24 protein-coding genes are annotated in these 19780 nt (G+C 63.5%); 17 read left to right on the forward strand and 7 right to left on the reverse strand.

Annotation, left to right across the window (positions count from 1 at the left end; translation table 11 throughout):
• Nucleotides 1–88: 88 nt before the first annotated feature.
• Nucleotides 89–472, reverse strand: coding sequence for a polymer-forming cytoskeletal protein (locus L5849_RS10060; RefSeq protein WP_115415605.1), 384 nt, complete (start codon nt 470–472; stop codon nt 89–91).
• Nucleotides 473–488: 16 nt separating this feature from the next.
• A complete protein-coding gene (locus tag L5849_RS10065) occupies nt 489–1646 on the reverse strand; it encodes a M23 family metallopeptidase (RefSeq protein WP_370459216.1) in 1158 nt (385 codons plus the stop codon).
• Between the two features lie 255 nt (nt 1647–1901).
• Here L5849_RS10065 and L5849_RS10070 point away from each other — a divergent pair, with 255 nt between their 5' ends.
• The 10 genes from L5849_RS10070 (at nt 1902) to wecC (ending at nt 10471) form a co-directional block, all read left to right on the forward strand.
• Nucleotides 1902–2564, forward strand: a complete 663-nt coding sequence (locus tag L5849_RS10070) for a nicotinate-nucleotide adenylyltransferase (protein WP_236925459.1) — start codon at nt 1902–1904, stop codon at nt 2562–2564.
• Between the two features lie 57 nt (nt 2565–2621).
• Complete coding sequence (gene rsfS / locus L5849_RS10075; protein ID WP_115415607.1) at nt 2622–3041, forward strand: ribosome silencing factor; 420 nt, start codon at nt 2622–2624, stop codon at nt 3039–3041.
• Between the two features lie 130 nt (nt 3042–3171).
• Nucleotides 3172–3594: a 23S rRNA (pseudouridine(1915)-N(3))-methyltransferase RlmH gene (locus L5849_RS10080; RefSeq protein ID WP_236925491.1), complete on the forward strand. Its 423-nt coding sequence runs from the start codon at nt 3172–3174 to the stop codon at nt 3592–3594.
• Nucleotides 3595–3612: 18 nt separating this feature from the next.
• Complete coding sequence (locus L5849_RS10085) at nt 3613–4827, forward strand: murein hydrolase activator EnvC (RefSeq protein ID WP_236925460.1); 1215 nt, start codon at nt 3613–3615, stop codon at nt 4825–4827.
• 104 nt (nt 4828–4931) lie between these two features.
• Nucleotides 4932–6272 carry a S41 family peptidase gene (locus tag L5849_RS10090; RefSeq protein ID WP_115417752.1) on the forward strand — a complete coding sequence of 447 codons (1341 nt, stop codon included), beginning with the start codon at nt 4932–4934 and terminating at the stop codon, nt 6270–6272.
• Between the two features lie 15 nt (nt 6273–6287).
• Nucleotides 6288–6764, forward strand: a complete 477-nt coding sequence (locus L5849_RS10095) for a disulfide bond formation protein B (protein ID WP_236925461.1) — start codon at nt 6288–6290, stop codon at nt 6762–6764.
• Complete coding sequence (locus L5849_RS10100) at nt 6761–7288, forward strand: demethoxyubiquinone hydroxylase family protein (protein WP_236925462.1); 528 nt, start codon at nt 6761–6763, stop codon at nt 7286–7288. The genes L5849_RS10095 and L5849_RS10100 overlap by 4 nt, the downstream gene beginning before the upstream one ends.
• Before the next feature lie 92 nt (nt 7289–7380).
• Nucleotides 7381–7971 carry a hypothetical protein gene (locus L5849_RS10105; RefSeq protein ID WP_236925463.1) on the forward strand — a complete coding sequence of 197 codons (591 nt, stop codon included), beginning with the start codon at nt 7381–7383 and terminating at the stop codon, nt 7969–7971.
• A 41-nt stretch (nt 7972–8012) separates the two neighbouring features.
• Nucleotides 8013–9137 carry a non-hydrolyzing UDP-N-acetylglucosamine 2-epimerase gene (gene wecB, locus L5849_RS10110; RefSeq protein ID WP_236925464.1) on the forward strand — a complete coding sequence of 375 codons (1125 nt, stop codon included), beginning with the start codon at nt 8013–8015 and terminating at the stop codon, nt 9135–9137.
• 68 nt (nt 9138–9205) lie between these two features.
• A complete protein-coding gene (wecC, locus tag L5849_RS10115) occupies nt 9206–10471 on the forward strand; it encodes a UDP-N-acetyl-D-mannosamine dehydrogenase (protein ID WP_115415615.1) in 1266 nt (421 codons plus the stop codon).
• A 101-nt stretch (nt 10472–10572) separates the two neighbouring features.
• On the opposite strand, the gene fabI is transcribed toward wecC, so the two are convergent.
• From fabI to L5849_RS10130, 3 genes are read right to left on the reverse strand one after another with little or no spacing between them, the layout of a single operon-like run.
• Nucleotides 10573–11382, reverse strand: coding sequence for an enoyl-ACP reductase FabI (gene fabI, locus L5849_RS10120; protein ID WP_236925465.1), 810 nt, complete (start codon nt 11380–11382; stop codon nt 10573–10575).
• The gene (locus L5849_RS10125) at nt 11379–12395 is read right to left on the reverse strand and encodes a YihY/virulence factor BrkB family protein (protein ID WP_236925466.1); all 1017 of its coding nucleotides are present in this window, start codon (nt 12393–12395) and stop codon (nt 11379–11381) included. Before L5849_RS10125 ends, fabI begins: the two co-directional genes overlap by 4 nt.
• 3 nt (nt 12396–12398) lie before the next feature.
• Nucleotides 12399–13352, reverse strand: coding sequence for a DnaJ C-terminal domain-containing protein (locus tag L5849_RS10130; protein WP_236925467.1), 954 nt, complete (start codon nt 13350–13352; stop codon nt 12399–12401).
• A gap of 201 nt (nt 13353–13553) precedes the next feature.
• Here L5849_RS10130 and pdxH point away from each other — a divergent pair, with 201 nt between their 5' ends.
• From pdxH to L5849_RS10145, 3 genes are read left to right on the forward strand one after another with little or no spacing between them, the layout of a single operon-like run.
• The gene (gene pdxH, locus L5849_RS10135; RefSeq protein ID WP_236925468.1) at nt 13554–14162 is read left to right on the forward strand and encodes a pyridoxamine 5'-phosphate oxidase; all 609 of its coding nucleotides are present in this window, start codon (nt 13554–13556) and stop codon (nt 14160–14162) included.
• On the forward strand, nt 14159–15094 hold the full coding sequence (locus L5849_RS10140) for a cation diffusion facilitator family transporter (RefSeq protein ID WP_236925469.1): 936 nt from the start codon (nt 14159–14161) through the stop codon (nt 15092–15094). The genes pdxH and L5849_RS10140 overlap by 4 nt, the downstream gene beginning before the upstream one ends.
• Complete coding sequence (locus L5849_RS10145) at nt 15091–15888, forward strand: PhzF family phenazine biosynthesis protein (RefSeq protein WP_370459217.1); 798 nt, start codon at nt 15091–15093, stop codon at nt 15886–15888. Before L5849_RS10140 ends, L5849_RS10145 begins: the two co-directional genes overlap by 4 nt.
• On the opposite strand, the gene L5849_RS10150 is transcribed toward L5849_RS10145, so the two are convergent.
• On the reverse strand, nt 15885–17015 hold the full coding sequence (locus L5849_RS10150; protein ID WP_236925471.1) for a serine hydrolase: 1131 nt from the start codon (nt 17013–17015) through the stop codon (nt 15885–15887). The genes L5849_RS10145 and L5849_RS10150 overlap by 4 nt on opposite strands.
• Before the next feature lie 31 nt (nt 17016–17046).
• On the opposite strand from L5849_RS10150, the gene L5849_RS10155 reads away from it, so the two are divergent.
• The gene (locus L5849_RS10155; protein ID WP_236925472.1) at nt 17047–17391 is read left to right on the forward strand and encodes a hypothetical protein; all 345 of its coding nucleotides are present in this window, start codon (nt 17047–17049) and stop codon (nt 17389–17391) included.
• Here the strand turns inward: L5849_RS10155 and mnmA are convergent.
• Nucleotides 17388–18542 (reverse strand): tRNA 2-thiouridine(34) synthase MnmA, encoded by a 1155-nt coding sequence (mnmA, locus tag L5849_RS10160; protein ID WP_236925473.1) that lies wholly within the window; start codon nt 18540–18542, stop codon nt 17388–17390. The genes L5849_RS10155 and mnmA overlap by 4 nt on opposite strands.
• A 170-nt stretch (nt 18543–18712) precedes the next feature.
• On the opposite strand from mnmA, the gene L5849_RS10165 reads away from it, so the two are divergent.
• From L5849_RS10165 to L5849_RS10175, 3 genes are all read left to right on the forward strand, one after another.
• Nucleotides 18713–18940, forward strand: coding sequence for a hypothetical protein (locus L5849_RS10165; RefSeq protein ID WP_236925474.1), 228 nt, complete (start codon nt 18713–18715; stop codon nt 18938–18940).
• Complete coding sequence (locus tag L5849_RS10170; RefSeq protein ID WP_115415625.1) at nt 18937–19236, forward strand: DUF1153 domain-containing protein; 300 nt, start codon at nt 18937–18939, stop codon at nt 19234–19236. Before L5849_RS10165 ends, L5849_RS10170 begins: the two co-directional genes overlap by 4 nt.
• Before the next feature lie 138 nt (nt 19237–19374).
• Nucleotides 19375–19638: a GlsB/YeaQ/YmgE family stress response membrane protein gene (locus L5849_RS10175; protein WP_115415626.1), complete on the forward strand. Its 264-nt coding sequence runs from the start codon at nt 19375–19377 to the stop codon at nt 19636–19638.
• Nucleotides 19639–19780 lie beyond the last annotated feature (142 nt).

Here is a 19780-nt window from a genome sequence, read left to right on the forward strand (position 1 = left end):
GGAAGCCGGGCAGCCCCGACGGAATGCAAAGAGAAGGCCGCCGGCGTCGTTGCGCAGGCGGCCCTCATCCCCTCCAAACTTAACCTGCTCAGCCGGCCACGGCGAGTTCCGGCTTGCCCGCAGACTGTGCGGGCGTCTTGGCCCGCGCGTCGCGGTGAGCGAACCGCCCTTCGACCTGTGCGCCCTGTTCGATCGTAAGCGCATCGTAAAAGACATCGCCGGTGATCTTGGCGGTCTTGAGAATGACCAGCTCGCGCGCCGCGATCGAGCCCTCGATCGTGCCTGCAAGGCGTGCGCTTTCAGCCTCGATAGCGCCTTTCACGCTGCTCGTTTCGCCCTGGACAAGCGACGAACAACTGATGTCGCCCTCTACCGATCCGTCGATGTGCAGGTCTGCGGAGGCCTTGATATCGCCGGTGATCGCAGTGTCGGAACCGAAGACGGAAAAAGTGGAATTGCCCTTGCTGGCCATGCGTTCGCGTCCCGGATTATTCGGCTGAGGCGAATTGGGGAGCTCGCCGGATTTCTTCGAGAACATTGGGGGCAGTCTCCAGAAAGGTGCGCGGGTTGACCGCGCGATTATTAATGCGAACCTCGAAATGGAGGTGGGGTCCGGTCGATCGGCCGGTATTGCCGATCGCGCCAATGGTGTCGCCCGCTTCCACGCGCTGACCCACCTTTGTTTCGAAGCGCGACATATGGGCGTACCGTGTCATCAGGCCATTGCCGTGCGTGATCTCGACAGTCTTGCCATAGCCACCCTTCCAGCCGACGAAGCTGACGCGACCGGTCGAAGCGGCGCGGATCGGCGTGCCGATTGCACCCTTGAAGTCCAGACCCTTATGCATGGCGCCGCGGCGGGTGAAGGGATCGCGCCGATAGCCGAACCCGCTCGAAATCATGTCCTTGCGTGCCGGGGTGACCTGCGGGATACCGGCGAGGCCACGTTCGAGTGCCGCCATCCGCGCGATCGACAGGCCGAGCCGCTCGAAACGCGGGTCGATCGTGCCATCGGCACTGGTCACGAGCTTTTCCAGCGGACCACCCATGGCGCTGCGGTCGGCGTTGCGGATCATGGTGTCGGGATTGAGGCCAAGCGACTTGAGCGCGGCGGCAGCGCGCTGGGCGCGCCAGTCCGCATAGCGGGTCAGCCCTTCGACGAAAGCAAGCTGGCGGGCTTCGATCCGCGCAAGTGCGGTGGCCTCTGGAATCGACAGGCTGACCTTGTCGACCGTGGCGGCAGCTTCACCCGCCGAATTGCTCACCTTGGCGACCGACTTCACATCATCCGGTAACGAGGAAACCATGTCCTCGATGAATTCCTGGCGCTTCACCAGGTCTGTCGCGACAGCATCGATGTCTTCGCGGTAAGCGTTCACACGCTCGGTCGCGGTGGCAACCTTCGCTTCGCGGTCGAGCAAGGAAAGCCGATCGGCAGTCGCCCGATATTGAGTCCAGCCAGCTACAGCCATCGAAACGGCCCAAACGATCAGCGCCGCCAAAGCGATGGCGGCGACGGTCATCTGGACTTTCGACGAAATGGTGATGAAGCGAACCTGCCCTTCCGATCGCATGAAGAACTCGCGATCGGGAAACCAGCTTCGCACGCGGCTCCCCCAGCCACTCGTGGCAATCTTGTTGCTCAAAACGACCCGTCCCTTATGGTCTTTAACGTCCCGGGCCGAGCGCTAACAAAGGTTGCCGATGAAATCGAATCGCGGTTCCCGAAGAATCCACGAGTTGAAGCTTAAGCGGGACGAGTCGTTCGATGGCGACCCGGTCTCTGAAATATGCGAGGAGCCAAAGCCTAAACCGTGGTTTACCAAAGACTTGGCTTGCGCCAACACAGGGTCTGTCAACCCATTGTATAAAAACGACAAAAAAATCCGGAGTGGGTTTTGATGCACGTTCGGCGGCGAATCGGGCTGTTGGGCGGCAGTTTCAACCCGGCGCATGGCGGCCATCGACGGATTTCGCTATTCGTCCTCCGCGCCCTCGCGCTCGATGAAATCTGGTGGATGGTTTCGCCTGGCAACCCGCTCAAGCCCAAAGCGGGCATGGCGCCGCTCGATGCCCGCGTCCGTTCGGCCATGGACCAGGCCAGGCGCGCGCCGATCCGCGTGACCGCGATCGAGCGAGAGCTGGGAACGCGCTATACCGTGGATACGCTCGGTGCGATGGGTCGGCGCTACCCCCGATATGAATTCGTGTGGTTGATGGGGGCGGACAATCTCGCGCAGTTCCACCGCTGGAAGGACTGGCGGGGGATCGCGCGAAGGATGCCGATTGCGGTCATCGCCCGACCTGGTTATGATGCGGGTGCTGTCGCGAGCCCCGCGATGGCCTGGCTGAGGCGCTTTTCCGTGCCCCTGTCCAGCTTCGTGAACAGGGGCGAATGGAGCGCACCGGCACTGGTGATATTGCGTTTCGATCCCGATGAACGATCGGCCACGGCCATTCGCCGCGCCGATCCCGATTGGGCCGCACGTTACACCGGGCCGCCTCCGAGGGACCAAGTGACACATCGTATGATTTTGTCGGGGGAGGAAACCACCGCGCCATGATGCGCGTTGTTCCTTCCATGGCCCGAGCCTCTCAATCCAGGAGTATCGCATCCGCCTATGACACAGGCGCATACAGGCCCGGCTTCATCCGGGACCGAACCCGCCCAGGTGATCAACTTGGCTGACGCTACAACCGATCCGCTGCTCAAACTCGTGCTGCAACAGCTCGACGACGATCAGGCGCAGGAAGTCGTGACCATCGATCTCGAAGGCAAAAGCTCGATTGCCGATCACATGGTGATCGCTTCGGGGCGTTCGACCCGTCAGGTCGCAGCGATGGCGCAGAAACTTGCCGAAAAGGTTAAACAGGCGGGATTCGGGCCGGTAAAGCTCGAAGGGCTTCCCGCTGCCGACTGGGTCCTGCTCGATGCCGGCGACGTGGTCGTCCACCTGTTCCGCCCGGAGGTCCGTAGCTTCTACAATCTCGAGCGCATGTGGGCTTTTGGCGACGCGCCACCCGTGGCTGGCACGGCCTAGTCCGTTTCTCGCAGCCCCCTTGTGGGGCCGCATTCCCGACGCCGCTTCTCCGCCGAGCGCTTGCGGGTGAACGGCTGTCCTGGCGGATCCGGAAGGGGTCGGATGATCGTCGGTCTGGAGGAGCGGAGCCATTCTTCTTCACGTCATTGCCCGAGGAAAGATCGGTCGGTCGCCCGAGGCCGAACTGGTCGCGCGCTATGAAAAGCGCCTTACATGGCCGACCAAATTTACCGAGTTGCCCGATACCGGGGGGCGTGTTCCCGAATCGCAAACACCCTGCCGGACCGTGCTTCTCGACGAGCGCGGCAGAGATCTGTCGTCCGAGAAACTCGCCGAAATACTGGGGCGCTGGCGCGATGACGGCATACGTGAATGCCGCTTCATGCTGGGCGCGGCGGACGGGCATCCGGAAGAGGACCGCGATGAGGCCGATCTCTTGCTGGCTTTTGGCAAGGCCACCTGGCCTCACCTTCTGGCCCGCGCCATGCTTGCCGAACAACTATATCGCGCAACGACCATAATTGCCGGCCACCCCTATCATCGCAGTGGATGATAGGGCAGAAACGCGGCCATGAACCGCCGCCTCCCCGTCATCGCCGGATTGACCTTGGCAGGCCTGCTGGGTCTGCCTGCGATCGCGCAGGCCCCGGTCCGCTTCGAAGCGGTGGAACAGGCGCGCGAGGCGCTCGACGCCGCGCGTCAGCAGCAACGTAACGCGCGGGCGCGGGGCGAGCGGCTGGAACAGCGCGCGGCGCGCTCTCGCGAAGCGTCGGAAAAGGCCAGGGCCGAGGCGGCGGCGCTGGCGGCGCGCGTGCAACAGGCCGAAGCCGGGATCGCGGCGTCCGAGGCGCGGCTGGCGCTGGCCGATCGCGAGAAGCGCATGCTCGATCGCAAGCTGGCCCGTCGGCGGACTCCGCTCGTCCGGCTGACCGCGGCGCTTCAATCGATGTCGAGCCGCCCCTTGGCGCTTTCTGCATTGCAACCGGGCAGTTTGCGCGATCTCGTTTACACGCGCGCGGTGCTCGACAGCACCATTCCTCTTGTGCGCGAAAAAACGTCGGCCTTGCGCGGCGATCTGGAACGTGCGCGGGCCTTGCAGGCAGAGGCGCGCCAAGCTCTCGCCGATCGGCGTGAAAGCGAGGAGGTGCTGCTCCGGCGGCGCAAGGAACTCGTCGCCCTAGCCGAGCAGGAACGACTGCGGGCGCGCCAGGCCGCGGGCGGCGCGGATAGGGAGGCGCAGCGGGCTCTCGTCCTTGCCGAGCAGGCGATCGATCTGGACGAGCTGGTGGGGCGGTTGGAAGCGGCGGGCTCGCTGCGCGAACGACTTGCCATGCTGCCCGGCCCGGTGCCGCGCCCCGCCGATCCAGGGGCCGCGAGGGTCGCCGTCACGCCGCCCAGCCCCGAACCCAGCGCCACCGAACCGCCAGCGCGCTACCTGCTGCCTGTCGCGGGCGAGATTACCGCGGGTTTCGGCGAGGCGAGCGCCAGCGGCCAGCGACAGGCCGGGATCGCACTCGCGGCCCGGCCACGCGCGCAAGTCGTCGCTCCGGGGGCGGGGCGTGTCGGATTCGCCGGGCCGTATCGCGGCTTTGGCAGAATCGTCATTATCGAGCACGCCAATGGCTGGACCACGCTCGTCACCGGTCTCGAAATTCTCGATGTTGCGGTGGGACAGAATGTGACGGCAGGCTCACCGCTCGGTCTCGCCCCAACGCGGCGCGGCGAAGTGACGCTCGAGCTGAGGCAGGGCGGCGAGCCGGTGAACCCGCTGGACCACCTGCGATAGATCGCCGGTCGAAAATCGCTTCCCCGCGGCATACCCGCCATGCTCATGTGGCATTCAGCGCCGACAAGCGATAATATGGTCCGCGCAAAGGAGTTTTCATGCCGTTGAAGTTCGCCGCACTCGCCCGCTCGGCTGCTCTCGTGACTGCGGTCGCGTTGATCCCTGCGACCACTGCCAGCTTGGCGCAGGTCGAGGGGCGCGCGGGTCCGGAGTTCGCCCGCGTCCTGGCGGTCTACCAACGGATCAAGACAAGCTATGTCGAGCCGGTCGATGACGACAAGCTTGTGCGCGGCATGATCGACGGCATGCTGACCGCGCTCGATCCCCACTCGGGTTATCTCGACGGCAGCGATCTCCAGCGCCTGGAGACCATGATCGACGGCAATTATTCGGGCTTGGGCCTTTCGGTCGTCGCCGAAGATGGCGCGGTGAAGGTGATATCGCCCTTCCGTGGCAGTCCGGCCGACGAGGCGGGGATCAAGGCCGGCGACTTCATCACGCACCTGGATGGGCGGCTGATCGTCGGGCAGAAGCTGGACGAATCCGTTGCGCAGATGCGCGGCCGTTCGGGAACGTCGATCGATCTGACCATCTTCCGTCCCGGCCGCGACGAGCCCTTCGATGTGACCGTTACGCGGGGCGTGATCGAACTCGAGCCCGTCACCTGGGAACTGCAGGACGGCAATATCGGCCACATCATGATCAACGAATTCTCACGCGATGTCGGCAGCGATGTCTTTGCCGCGTGGGAAGGCCTGCGGAGCAAGGCTACGGGGCGTCTCAACGGTCTCGTGCTCGATCTGCGGTCCAATCCCGGCGGTTCTCTGGATGAAGCGGTGGCGCTGTCGGATCTGTTTCTGACCGACGGACGAATCGTCTCGCAGCGTGGCCGCGCCCGGGGGGAGAACATCACCTACGATGCGGAAACGGTGTTCCGCGGCGACATAGCCGAAGGGCTCCCCATCGTCGTGCTGATCGATGCGGGCTCCGCCTCCGCATCGGAAATCGTCGCCGGTGCATTGCAGGACCATCGCCGCGCGGTGGTCATGGGCGAGCGCAGCTTCGGCAAGGGCAGCGTTCAATCGCTGCTGCCGCTGGGCCGCGATGCGGCGCTGAAGCTGACGACGGCGCGTTATTATACGCCGTCGGGTCATTCGGTTCAGGAAGGGGGGATTACCCCGGATATTACCGTGCCGCAGCTTTCCGATCCCGACCTTGCGAAGCGGTCGCGTTTCCAGATGCGCGAATCGGATCTGCGCGGCCATCTCATCAACGAGCTCGGCATTGACGATGACGCGGTGGAAAAGGACAAGCGTGACGATCCGCGCTTTCTCCAGACAGCGGAAGAGCTGAAGGAGAAGGGTATCGAGGATTTCCAGTTGCACTATGCGCTGGAAACGCTGCGCCGGACCAGCCCGAAGAGCATTGCCGCGCGGACGAAATAGGCTACATCGCGCCCCATGGACCTTTCGCAGAACGCCCGTTTCGCCCGTGGCTTGGCTCTTGCCTTGCCCGCGCTGTTATTGGGCGGCGCCTATATTTCCGAATATGGGTTCGGCCTCTACCCATGCGAAATGTGCTGGTGGCAGCGCTGGCCGCATTTTGCCGCGGTCGGGCTCGCGCTGATCGCCTTCATCATTCCCCCGGCGCGGGTCTGGACGGCCCTTGCCGCCCTGGCGATACTTGCATCGGGCGCAATCGGCCTGTTCCATGCCGGGGTCGAATATGGCTGGTGGCCCGGGATCACATCCTGCGCGGTGGTTTCGGGCGGCGGCAGCGGCAATGCGCTGGAAGACATCATGAACACACCGCTGGTGCGCTGCGACGCACCCGCCTGGACGCTGTTCGGCATCAGCCTGGCCGGCTATAATTTCCTTATCTCGACGGCTGGCGGACTTGCGGTGCTGGGGCTTTTGGCGAAGGATCGTCGCGCATGACCAAGGTTCCCGACCATATCGCCCGGATGATCCGCGTCGATCAGGCGGGGGAATTCGGCGCAACGCGGATTTATGCAGGCCAGCTTGCGGTCATGGGCGACCGCGGGCCTCATTCGGCCGAGATCGCCGGCATGGCGGAACAGGAAGTCGGGCACCGCGAGAAATTCGATGCGCTGATGGCGCGCCGCGGTGTGCGCCCGACCGCGCTTCAGCCATTCTGGGACCGCGCGGGTTTCGCCCTGGGCGCGGTGACCGCGCTGATTGGCCCGGAAGCGGCCATGGCCTGTACCGCCGCGGTCGAAACCGAAATCGACGATCATTATTCGAGGCAGCTCGACCAATTGCATGAAACGGGCGAAGACCCCGAACTGGCCGCGATGATCGAGGAATTCCGCGAGGATGAGCGCGAACACCGCGACGCGGCGCTGGCCGCCGGTGCCGAACGCGCGCCCGCCTATCCGCTGCTGTCCGGCCTCATCCGCCTCGGTTGCCGCGCCGCAATCCGCATTTCGGAGCGCGTGTGAGCGGAATGACCGATATACGAGCAATGCTTCACCGAGAGTTCACCCCATCGGGCGTCTATTGCCCCAGCACGAAATCCGCCAAGAGGACCGACATGTCGAAACCGTTGATTGCCATCGCCAGCCTTGCGCTCGCTTTCCCTGCAATTGGGCAGGCGCAGGAAAGTACCGTCGCAGATGACGACAGTTACAATATGGTGATCGTCTACGGAGACGACGAATGCCCGGAAAGTACGGAAGACGTCATCGTCGTCTGTGCGCGGAAATCCGAAGACGAGCGCTATCGCATCCCGCAAAATCTGCGCTTCTCGGACAGTCCGGAGAACAAGTCCTGGGCGGAACGCGTGGAAAGCTTCGAAATGGTGGGCGATTTCGGCACCATGTCGTGTTCGCCGACCGGCGCGGGCGGGTTCACCGGCTGCACCCAGGAAATGATCAACGCCGCCTATGCCGACAAGGCCAACGACGCGGGTGTACGCTTCGGCGAGATCATCGCTGCCGAACGCGCGAAGCGTCTGGCAACGATCGACGAGGATGCCGCCGCCGAGCAGGAGCGGGTCGAGATGATCGAACGCGAATATATGGAGCGGCTTGAACGCGAACGCGCGGCCGAAGTGCCGGGGGAAGAGGCGTTGCCCGAGCCCGAGCCCCGGACCGAACCCGATAGCGACGAAAGCCAGCTCTGAGGTCTATCGCCGCTTAACCATTTGCCCTTACTAGGGCGGGCATGGCTACGCCCCGCAAGATCCTCACCGTTTTCGGGACGCGTCCCGAAGCGATCAAGCTGTTCCCGCTGGTCCACGCTCTCGCTGACGATCCGCGTTTCGAAAGTCGCGTGTGCATTTCCGCGCAGCATCGCGAGATGCTCGATCAGGTGCTCGATATCGCGGGGATCGTGCCCGACCACGATCTCGACCTGATGACGCCGGGGCAGACGCTCGATGCGCTGACCGCGCGGGCGCTTGTCGAGATCGGCGCCGTGCTTGACGAGGAGAAGCCCGATTGGGTGGTCGTCCAGGGCGATACGACCACGGTAATGGCGGGGGCGCTCGCTGCCTATTACCGGAAAATCCCCGTCTGCCATGTCGAGGCGGGCTTGCGCAGCGGTGATATCTACCACCCCTGGCCCGAGGAAGTGAATCGCCGCGTGGTCGGCGGCTTCGCCGCGCTCCATTGTGCGCCGACCGAAACCGCGCGCGAGGCTCTGCTGCGCGAAAACGTCGATCGGGAAAACGTCCATGTCACTGGAAACACGGTGATCGACGCGCTCCGGTGGGTGACTGCGCGAATTGCCCAGGAGCCATCGCTTGCTTGCGGCCTCGCCGACCTCGAGGCGCGTTTCTCGGGCAAACGGATTATCGGCATGACCAGCCATCGCCGCGAGAATTTCGGCGAGGGCATGCAAAATATCGCCAATGCGGTTAAAGATATTGCTTCACGTGATGACGTTGCGGTTATTTTCCCGGTGCACCTCAACCCTAATGTGCGCGCCGTGATGAACGAACAGCTTGCCGGTCTCGACAATGTCGCGCTGATCGAGCCGCTAGATTACCCGCATTTCGCGCGTTTGCTCGATATCAGTCACATGATGCTCACCGATAGCGGGGGCGTGCAGGAGGAAGCGCCTGCCCTGGGCAAACCGGTGCTTGTCATGCGCGAAACCACCGAACGACCGGAAGGCGTCGAGGCCGGAACCGCAAAGCTGGTCGGGACCGATACGGACACTATCGTGCGCGAAACCAACCGCCTGCTCGATGACGATGCGGCCTATGCCGCCATGGCGCGCGCCCACAATCCTTTCGGGGACGGGCGCTCGGCGGCCCGCATCGCGGACCTTCTCGCATCCGCCTGATCGTCGTTACTGTAAAATTTACCGACAGGCGCTAGACCCGCTAGTGAACGGTTCAGGGAAACACATTCATGCGTGGTGACACCAAGCCCGAAGTCTGCGTCATCGGCCTCGGTTATATCGGCCTGCCCACCGCCGCGATCATCGCGCGCGCGGGCTGCCCGGTGCACGGGGTCGACGTGACCCAAACCGTGGTCGACACCATCAATCGCGGTGAAATACATATAGAGGAAGTCGATCTCGACGGGCTGGTGCAGGCGGTGGTCCAGCGCGGGCTGCTGAAGGCCTCGACCGAGATCGCACCGGCCGATGTCTTCGTGATCGCGGTGCCGACGCCCTTCGCGAAGGATGGGAATCACACGCCCGATACCTCCTATGTCATGGCCGCGGCCGAGAAGGTTGCCGAGGTGCTCAAGAAGGGCGACACGGTGATCCTCGAATCGACCTCGCCCGTCGGCACGACCGAAGCGATGCGCGATGCGATCGCGGCAAAGCGCCCCGATCTCGCCATGCCGGGCCTCACGGACGACCGAGCTGACATATCGCTCGCTTATTGTCCCGAGCGCGTCCTGCCGGGGAAAATCCTCGAGGAACTGACGCATAACGATCGATCGATCGGCGGCATCACACCGCGCTGCGCGAGGAAGGCGCTCGCTTTCTACAAGCGGTTCGTGAAGGGCGAATGCGTCACCACCGATGCGCGCAGCGCGGAGATGACCAAACTGGTCGAAAACGCGTTCCGCGATGTGAATATCGCCTTCGCCAACGAACTGTCGATGATCGCCGACAAGCAGGGCCTCGACGTGTGGGAGGTTATCCGCCTCGCCAACCGGCATCCGCGCGTGAACATTCTGACGCCCGGCCCGGGCGTCGGCGGGCATTGCATCGCGGTGGATCCGTGGTTCATCGTCCACGGTGCGCCCGAAGAAGCAAAGATCATCCGCCAGGCGCGCGAGGTCAACGATGCCAAGATGCACCACGTTCTCGCCCGTGCGAAAGCGCTGATCGAAGCCAATCCGGACGCCAAGGTGGCTTGCCTGGGCCTGGCCTTCAAGGCCAATATCGACGACTTTCGCGAGAGCCCGGCGCGCTACGTCGCGGCAGGCCTTGCCCGGGAATTCGGGGCGCGCATTCAGGTGGTCGAACCCTATGCGAGCGAATTGCCCAGGGAATTCGACGGCACCGGAGCCGAACTCGTCGACATCGATACGGCGCTGGAGGAATCAGGCGTACTCGTCGCGCTGGTCGATCACGATGTCTTCAAGGTCATTCCGCCCGAAGAGCGGCGGGACAAGGCCGTTTACGATACGCGCGGGATCTGGCCCGACGCGGCATAGACCAATTCACTGTCATTGCGAGGAGCCGCAGGCGACGCGGCAATCAAGAACGGTCCGGACTGGATTGCTTCGCTATGCTCGCAATGACTTAGTGAGGACAATCAGCCCTTGTCCAGCGCGATATCCGGCGCGTCTTCCTGCTTCATGCCGACAACATGATAGCCTGCATCGACATGGTGCGTCTCGCCGGTCACGCCCGATGACAGGTCGGACAGGAGATACAGGCCCGACCCGCCGACATCGTCGATCGTGATATTCCGCCGCAGGGGCGAATTAAGCTCGTTCCATTTCAGAATATAGCGGAAATCGCCGATGCCGCTCGCGGCCAAGGTCTTGACCGGACCCGCGCTCAGCGCATTGACGCGGATATTCTGCGGCCCAAGGTCGTTGGCGAGATATTTCACGCTGGTTTCCAGCGCAGCCTTGGCCACACCCATCACATTGTAATGCGGAATGACTTTTTCCGCGCCGTAATAGGTCAAGGTCAGGATCGATCCGCCCTGGGGCATAATGGCCGCCGCCCGCTGCGCCACCGCGACCAGCGAATAGGCGGAAATGTTCATCGTCATCAGGAAATTGTCGAGGCTGGTATCGACATATTTCCCGCGTAGCTCGTTCTTGTCCGAAAAGCCGATGGCGTGGACGACGAAATCGATCGTCTCCCAGCGCTGTTTGAGCGTGTCGAAGGCGGTATCGAGTGCCGCCATATCGGACACGTCGCATTCGATCAGGAAATTGCTCCCGAGCTTTTCCGCCAATGGCCCGACGCGCTTCTTGAGCGCTTCGCCCTGATAGGAGAACGCCAGCTCCGCCCCGTGCCGGGCAAGCTGCTGCGCGATGCCCCAGGCCAGAGACTTGTCATTGGCGAGCCCCATGATCAGCCCGCGCTTTCCTGCCATCAACCCGCTCATCCGGCGTGCTCCTCTTCTTCCATTTCCCTTGCCAGCGCTGCCCTGCGCCCTTCGTCGGTTTCCTCGGCCAGTTTCTCTTCCGGCGTTTCGGCCAGCGCGGCATTCAGTTCCGCGCCGATAACCACCCCGAGCCCGACAAGCCAGAAAAAGAACAGCGCGATCATCACACCCGCCAATCCGCCATAGGTGAGATCGTAGGCGAAGAAATTGCGCAGCACCGTGGGCATGATCGTCGTGACCGAAATCCACCAGAAGGTGGTCAACAATACCCCCGGCCATTTGGGATAGCGCTTGCGCCGGTATTTCGACGGGGTGAGCGAGTAGAAGATCAGGTAGAGCGAACCGAACAGGCCGAGCGACGGCACGATACGCGACAAGCGCAGCGCCACCACCCTGTCCACCAGCTGGGGGAAATAGGCTTCGATGACTTCCTGCGCGGTGCCGATCAGGAATTGCGCGATCAGGCTCAGGAGGAGGAGGAATACCGCCGCCAGGATCACGCCGGAGGACAGCAGCCGGTATTTCCAGAATGCATGCGTCGCCTGCGTGCCATAGGCGCGGCGCAGGATATCGCGGATGGTTTCCACCAGGCTCCCTACGGTCCACAATCCGATCAGCGCGCCGACCCATAGCAGCCAGCCGCTGCGCGCTTCGATCACGTCGCGCGCGACCGGCTCGATGACATTGCCGACCATGGGCGGCAGGGCGAAGAGGACGGCGTTGATCGTCGCCGCGCGTTCCGCCTCCTCCCCAAAGGCGGAAAACACCGCCGCGCCGAGAATGAAAAAGGGGAAGATCGCCAGCATCGACAGATAAGCGAGGTTCCCCGCGTGAATGAAACCGTCATTATAGGTGCCGACAAAGGTACGCTTTGCGATTTTCCACACGCGGGTGCCGGGGCCGACACGGTTCTCGATACGACCTCTGAGATTACCCGCTTCTTTCCGGCGTTGCTCGGGAGACAGCGACTGGATCTCGCGTTCCTGACTTTCCGGAATTGGTTTTGGCGACAAGGGCTAGACCCCTAGCTTGCTCCGCGGATCGCTGGTGTCCTTCCACCCCTCGAGCCGCTTGGCAAGTTCGTCCAGATTATCCGGCAATTGTATCTCGAGCGTCACCAACTGGTCTCCGCGCGTGCCATTCTTGCGCGTGAACCCCTTGCCCTTCAGGCGCAATACGGTGCCGCCATGTGTGCCGGGCTCGATTGTCATCATGACCGGACCGTCGACCGTGGGTACGCGGACCTTGCCGCCGTTCACTGCTTCATCCAAGGTGATCGGCAGGTCGAACCGCACGTCGTCGCCGTCGCGCCTGTAGAGTTTGTGTCGGTCGATCGCGATCGTCACCAAGCCGTCGCCCGCGCCGCCAGGGCCTTGTTCGCCCTTGCCCTTGAGGCGCATTTGCGTGCCGGTTTCGACGCCCTTCGGCAATTTCAGGTCGACCGTCTTGCCGTCGGACAGCGTGATGCGCTGCGTCTTGAGGGTGGCGGCATCCACAAAGGGCACCCGAAGCTTATAGGCGATATCGGCCCCTTTCCGTGGTGGCGGGCGGTGTTGCTGCGCACCGCCGAAGGGGTTGCCTCCGCCGCGCGGGCCGCGGCCGCCGAACAGCCCTTCGAAAATATCGCCCAGATCGACCTGGTCGTTACCGAAGCCTTGAAAATCCTCCGCCCGGAAGCCGTGTTGGCCGCCGTTCGGGCGGAATCCGCCTCCGCCCCCCATGCCGGCAAAGGGGTTGGCGGGATTGCCATCGGCATCGATCTCGCCGCGGTCGAATTGCGCGCGCTTATCCTTGTCGGACAGCAGGTCGTAGGCGTTGGTGACCTGGCTGAAGCGCTCGGCCGCGTTGGGATTGTCCTTGTTGCGATCGGGATGAAGTTCCTTGGCGAGCTTGCGATAGGCGCTTTTGATGTCCTTTTCGGACGCTCCGCGCGCAACGCCAAGTGTGGTGTAGGGATCGGGTGTGTTCATGACCATTTGGCGTGTTAGCTAGGCATCACAGCGCGGCTACGCAAGCGTGAGCGGTTTCCTAGGAGACTGATTGGCGATAGGGGCCATGGCATGGACGGTAAACCTTCCCCGTTCGTAGCGGATTCCGGGGCAAGAACGGGCCTCGGCGTGTTTTGCTCCTGAACTGTAGTCCAAATGTTCCATTCTGTAGGATCTGTCCCGATGCAGAACGATGAAAGCGCCATCCCGCAAAGCGACCCCTTCGCCCTGTTCGAAGTCTGGTTTGCCGAAGCGAAGGAGAGCGAACCCAACGACCCGAATGCGATGGCGCTGGCAACAGCGTCCGACGATGGTTTCCCATCGGTCCGCATGGTGCTGTTGAAAGGCTACGGTAGCGATGGTTTCGTCTTCTATACCAATGCGGAAAGCCGCAAGGGAGAGCAGATCCGTGCCAATAGGCGTGCTGCTTTGCTGTTCCACTGGAAGAGCCTGCGCCGCCAGATTCGCATCGAAGGCCCGCTGGATGAAGTAACCCAAGCCGAGGCGGACGCCTATTTCCATTCGCGCCCGCGTGTTTCGCAGATCGGATCCGCCGCCAGCGACCAGTCACGCCCGCTGCCCGACCGGCAGGTCTATCTCGACCGGGTTGCGGCGGTAGAGGCGCGTTATCCCGATGGCGACATTCCGCGCCCGCCGCACTGGACGGGTTTCCGCCTGAGCCCGCGCTGGATCGAATTCTGGCGGGATCGACAGTATCGCCTTCACGACCGCCGATTGTTTTCCCGCGATGACGCGAGTGACCCGTGGACCAATACGCTGCTGTATCCATGAGCCATAATCGCGCCTTTCTTGCCCGATCGGCGGCCATGGCCTCGATTTCGGTCGCGCTGGTGCTGGTCGCGCTCAAGACTTGGGCCAGCTGGCGCACCGGGTCGACCGCCATGCTCGGCAGCCTTGCCGATTCGGCGCTGGATCTCATTGCCAGCCTCGCGACGCTCACCGGGGTGTGGATCGCCTCCCGGCCTGCCGATGAGGATCACCGTTTCGGCCACGGCAAGGCCGAGGCGCTGGCAGCGATCTTCCAGGTCATGCTTATCGCGCTGTCGGCCTTCGGTATCGCGGTACGGGCGATCATGCAGCTTGCCGGGCAGGGCGAGACCGCCGCGGCCGAGGAAGGGATCGCCGTTTCCCTGATCGCCATCGCGCTGACTTTCGCCCTGCTCGGATGGCAGCGCTATGTGATGAACCGGACGCGCAGCCTCGCGATCCAGACCGATCACCTGCATTACAAATCGGATCTGTTCCTCAACCTGGCCGTCATCGCAGCCCTGATATTCGACCAGTATCTCGGTTTCGGGGTCGCCGATCCGCTCTTCGGCCTGGCTATTGCCGCATGGCTTGCTCGGGGCGCGTGGCGCGGGATGAGCGAAGCGGTCGATGACTTGATGGACCGCGAATGGCCAGAAGAAAAGCGGCTGGCTTTCATCGAGGCGGCGGCCGCGCATCCCGAACTTTCAAACCTGCACGATCTGCGCACGCGCACCAGCGGCAACCGCGATTTCGTCCAGTTCCATGTCGACCTGCCGCCGGACATGACGATCGAGCAAGCTCACGACATAATCGAGAAAGTAGAAGGAGACCTCTGCTGCAAATTCCCGTGCATGGAGCTGCTCATCCATATCGATCCCGAAGGGCATGTCGACGAGCCCGACAATCCGCTGGTCGAGGAAAATGAGTTCGCCAAGCTTGAGAAGGACGCATGATGCGCGCGCTACCATACTGGCATGTCGATGCCTTCGCCGACCGGCCCTTCGCCGGAAACCAGGCAGCGGTGATGCCGCTTGAGGATTGGCTCGATGACGCCACTTTGCTGGCCATTGCGGAGGAGAACAACTTCGCCGAAACCGCTTTCGTGGTCCGCGACAAGAGCGGTGCGGCCGATTGGGAACTGCGCTGGTTCACTCCTACCGAGGAAGTACGGCTGTGCGGCCATGCGACATTGGCCAGCGGGCACGTCCTGCTGACCCGCGACGGCGGCGATCGCGTGACGTTCCGCACCCGCAAGGCGGGTTTGCTCGACGTGTCGCAGGCGGATGCGGGTTATGAACTCGCCCTGCCGCTGATCCGCACCCAGCCGGGCGAATGGGCCGAAGCGATCGCGCTGATCGGCGCGCCGGCGCAGGAGGTCTGGCTCAGCCCCGATCGCTACGGCATTTACCTGTTCGACAGTGAAGATCGGGTGCGCGCGCTCGCCCCCGATTTGCGGGGGTTGCGCGCGCTCGGGAACGACCAGTTCATCTGCACCGCGCCGGGGCGGGACACCGATGTGGTCAGCCGCGTGTTCGTTCCCGGCGGCGGCGTGGACGAGGATAGCTTCACCGGCTCTGCCCATGCCGCGCTGACCTATTTCTGGACCCAGCGGCTCGGGCGCGACGATTTCACCGCCTTCCAGGCCTCGCGGCGCGGGGGGCATGCGATCTGCCGCCGCGACGGCGAAAAGGCGGTGCTCAGCGGATCCTGCGTGACCGTGGTCGAAGGCAGTTTCTACCTGCCCTAGGTTTCCGGATAGAGTTCGATCACGTCGGCAAGCTGCCGGAGCATCGCGATCCGTTCCTCGCGGTTCGAATGGCCAAGCCGTACCACGGTAAGCTTCTGCGTCGGCGATACGAAGACGTATTGGCCCATATGGCCGATCAGCGAAAAGGCGCTATGCGGCGCGCGGTCGGGGAACAGCGGGTGTTCCTCGCCCTCGGGAAGAGGGCGGTTGAGCCAAGTCTGAAGGCCGTAATGCGGGCTTTTGGGGCTCGGCTCGATCATTTCATCGACCCATTGGCGGGGAACAAGTTGTTCGCCGCGATACGAGCCCTTGTTGCGCAACAGCTCGCCGAGCTTGGCCCAGTCGCGTGCCGTAGCGTGGATCAGGCTGCCGCCGATCAACGTGCCCGCCCGGTCGAATTCGGGCACCGCGCTGGTCATGCCCAGCGGTGCGAAAAGGCGCGCTTCGAGATAGTCGGCCACGGCCTCGCGGCGTTCATCCGGGTCTTTGCTGTCGGTCAGCGCGCGTGCGGCAATATCGGCAAGTATAACGGTGGTGTTGGAGGAGTATTCGAACCGTTCGCCCGGCTCGGCTTCGAGCGGCTGGGCCGTGGCGTAGTCGGCCATGTCGTCGCGCCCGTCGAGAAACAGCATGCGCACCTCGCCGCTTTCATAGGGCGGGTCGCCCGCTTCGGTGTGTTCGAGGCCAGCGCGCATCTGGAGCAGGTGGCGCAAGGTGATTTCGGCACGGGGATCGCCCGTGCGCTGCCAGCGCGGGACGGGGGCGGGCGCATCGAGGCGCAATTGCCCGTCCGCGACCAGCATACCGATCATCAGGGCGGTAACCGTCTTGGCCATCGACCAACTGACGAAGCGGGTGGTCTCGTTATAGCCCGGAGCGTAACGCTCCACTGCCGGTTTGCCGCCGTGATAGACGATCAGGGCGCGGGTCTCGCCAAGCCCGTCGAGCGTGAAGAGATCGTCCGCCGCGCGTGCCAGCGGCCGCGTCGGCGCACCGGGGTCGGCGGTTACCGCTGCCAGCGCCTCTTGGCTGAGCGGCGGCTCTTCGACGGGACCGGGGGAGCCGCATGCCGCAAGGGTTGAGGTGGCGAGGGCAAGCGCGATAAGGGGGGCGGTCCGCGTGGTCATAACCCGCGTCACTCGCACGAAGGAATCCCGCTTGGCAACGGCCAAAACACGTTCCCGTAAGTCGCGCCTCTGGCTGTGGCTGATCCTCCTGGTAACGGCGCTGCTCGCAGCTGCCTGGCTCGCCTGGGGTGACGGCCTGCGTAAGACCGGCGGCGTCGGCTCCGCCTATGCCGCGCGAGTCGCCTGCTCGTGTCGTTTCGTCGCGGGACGCAGCATGGACGATTGTGCGAAAGACAAGCTGGAGGGAATGGAGCTCATCTCGCTAAGCGAAGATGCGGCGTCCAAGAGCGTGACCGCCTCGATTCCCTTCATCGCCTCGGACACCGCCAGCTACCGCGAAGGCTATGGCTGCGTCCTGCAGGAGTGGAAGGGTTAAGCGGCGACCCGGCTGGTCGATTCGATCCAGCCCCCACCGACGACCCGGTCGCCCGCATAGATGACGGCAGCCTGCCCCGGCGCAACGCCGAATTCGGGCGTTTCGAATCGGATGGTCGTGGGCGCGCCCAGGCCAAGCGGCCCGTCGAGCGCGATGGGGACCGGCTTCGCCAGGCTGCGGACCTTGGCGGTCAGCGGTACGTCTGGCAGCGGACCGATCCGGTTTGTTTCGATGATCCGCGCGGCGGTGACTGCCAGCATTCGCTTGGGTCCGACCCGGACCTGCGCGCTTTCGGCATCGATGCCCACCACATAAAGCGGCTCGGGCTGCCCCCCGATTTCGAGCCCGCGCCGCTGGCCGACGGTATAGTGGATCACCCCCTTGTGCCGGCCGAGTGTCTCACCGGTAGCGGCATGGACGATGGCACCGGGACGACCGCCCTCGGGACGCATTTTCTTGACGATCTTCGCATAATCGCCGTCGGGCACGAAGCAAATGTCTTGACTGTCAGGCTTCGCGGCATTGCGCAGGCCCGCCGCTTCGGCCAGTTCACGCACCTCGGCCTTGGGCATTCCGCCGAGCGGGAAGCGCAGGAAATCGAGCTGCTCTTCGGTGGTGGCATAAAGGAAATAGGACTGGTCGCGCGCCGGATCGGCGGCTCGGTGCAGCTCCGGTCCGGCCGATCCCATCACCCGGCGAACATAGTGGCCCGTCGCAAGACAGTCGGCGCCCAATTCCCGCGCCATGTCCAGGAGATCGGTGAATTTGGGTCCCATGTTGCAGCGGATACAGGGCACCGGTGTGCGCCCGGCGAGGTAATCGTCGGCAAAGGTCTCGACCACTTCCTCGCGGAAAGCGCTTTCGTGATCGTGCACATAGTGCGCGATACCGAGCCGTTCGGCCACTGCGCGCGCATCGCGTATGTCGTCGCCCGCGCAACAGGCGCCCTTGCGGCCCGTGGCGGCGCCGTAATCATAAAGCTGCAGGGTAATACCGATCACCTCGGCGCCCGTACGCGCGGCGAGCGCGGCGACGACCGAGCTGTCGACCCCGCCCGACATGGCAACGACGATACGGCATTCGGCTGCCGGTCGTGGCAGGTCGAACAGCGCGGCGGCCTGGTCCGGCGAAAGGCTCGTGGTTGCGGGCATGCGGCGCCCATACACCGATACGTGTCGAACCGCCAGTAGGGCACCGTATCCCCCCCATATGACCTTTCACGGATCCTTTACCATGCAGCCTTATCCCAGCCGGTATGTTCGAGGGCCGTATCAAGGACAAATCCTGCGAGGATCCGCGCGAAAGCTCGGTCTTGCACCGAATGCGCTGGACCGATCTGGTGGCCAGGCTGGCCGCGACTCGGGACCTGCGAGACGAACTCGGCACGGTCGATGCGGGGTTCAACGCATTCGGAGAGGTGCGGCGCGAAAGCCACGAAGAAGGTAAATCGGCCGTTAACCACGATATTTTAAGCGATGGCAAAGCTGCGGGTCTAGGCCTTGGGAATGCCGCGAACGATGCGGACCAAGGCGACAGAGAGAGAGAATGATCGAAAACCAGGACATCCGCCCTGCACAGGTTATCGGCCCGCTCGGGGAGCCGCTGACCCTTGACGACCTGCCTTCGCCCGACACGAAGCGCTGGGTTGTTCGACGCAAGGCCGAAGTCGTGGCGGCGGTCAATGGCGGTCTGCTGACGATTGACGAAGTGCTAGAGCGCTATTCGCTGAGCCTCGAGGAATTCGCATCCTGGCAGCGTGCCGTCGATCGTTCCGGCATGCAGGGCCTGCGCGTCACCCGCATCCAGCACTATCGCGACCTTTACGAACGCCAGCTCAAATACTGAGACGGTCCCGCGCGGGTGCGGGAACCAACGCCCCCTTCCATACGCTCTTCCAGCATCGCCGGACCGAACCGGGGAACCGCTCGTCGCGCCCGTCCGTTAAAAGGGGTGTATTGAGACGGGTTTAGAGGAGGAATTGTAATGGCTTGGATTATCGCGATTATCGTTGGTGGTATTATTGGCTGGCTCGCAAGTCTGGTCATGAACCGCGATGCCTCGATGGGCATTTTCTGGAACATCGTCGTCGGCATCGTCGGTTCTTTTATCGGCAAGTGGATCGGATCGCTCATCGGTGTTGGCGCAACGCTCACCGAATTCAGCGTCCCGGGGCTGCTGATGTCTCTGCTGGGCGCCATCGTCCTGCTGGGTATCGCCAATATGGTTCAGCGCGGACGCGTTCGTTAAGCGTCTTCGTTCTACCGACCCGAAAAACGGGGCGGGCATCGAAAGATGTCCCGCCCTTTTTCGTATCTCATATGCGCGGACTCGGCTCCGCACCTGTGGTCGCAATGCGACATTCGTCCTGTCGCACAAGCCCTCGGTCGAA

The organism is Erythrobacter sp. SN021 (assembly GCF_021864455.1).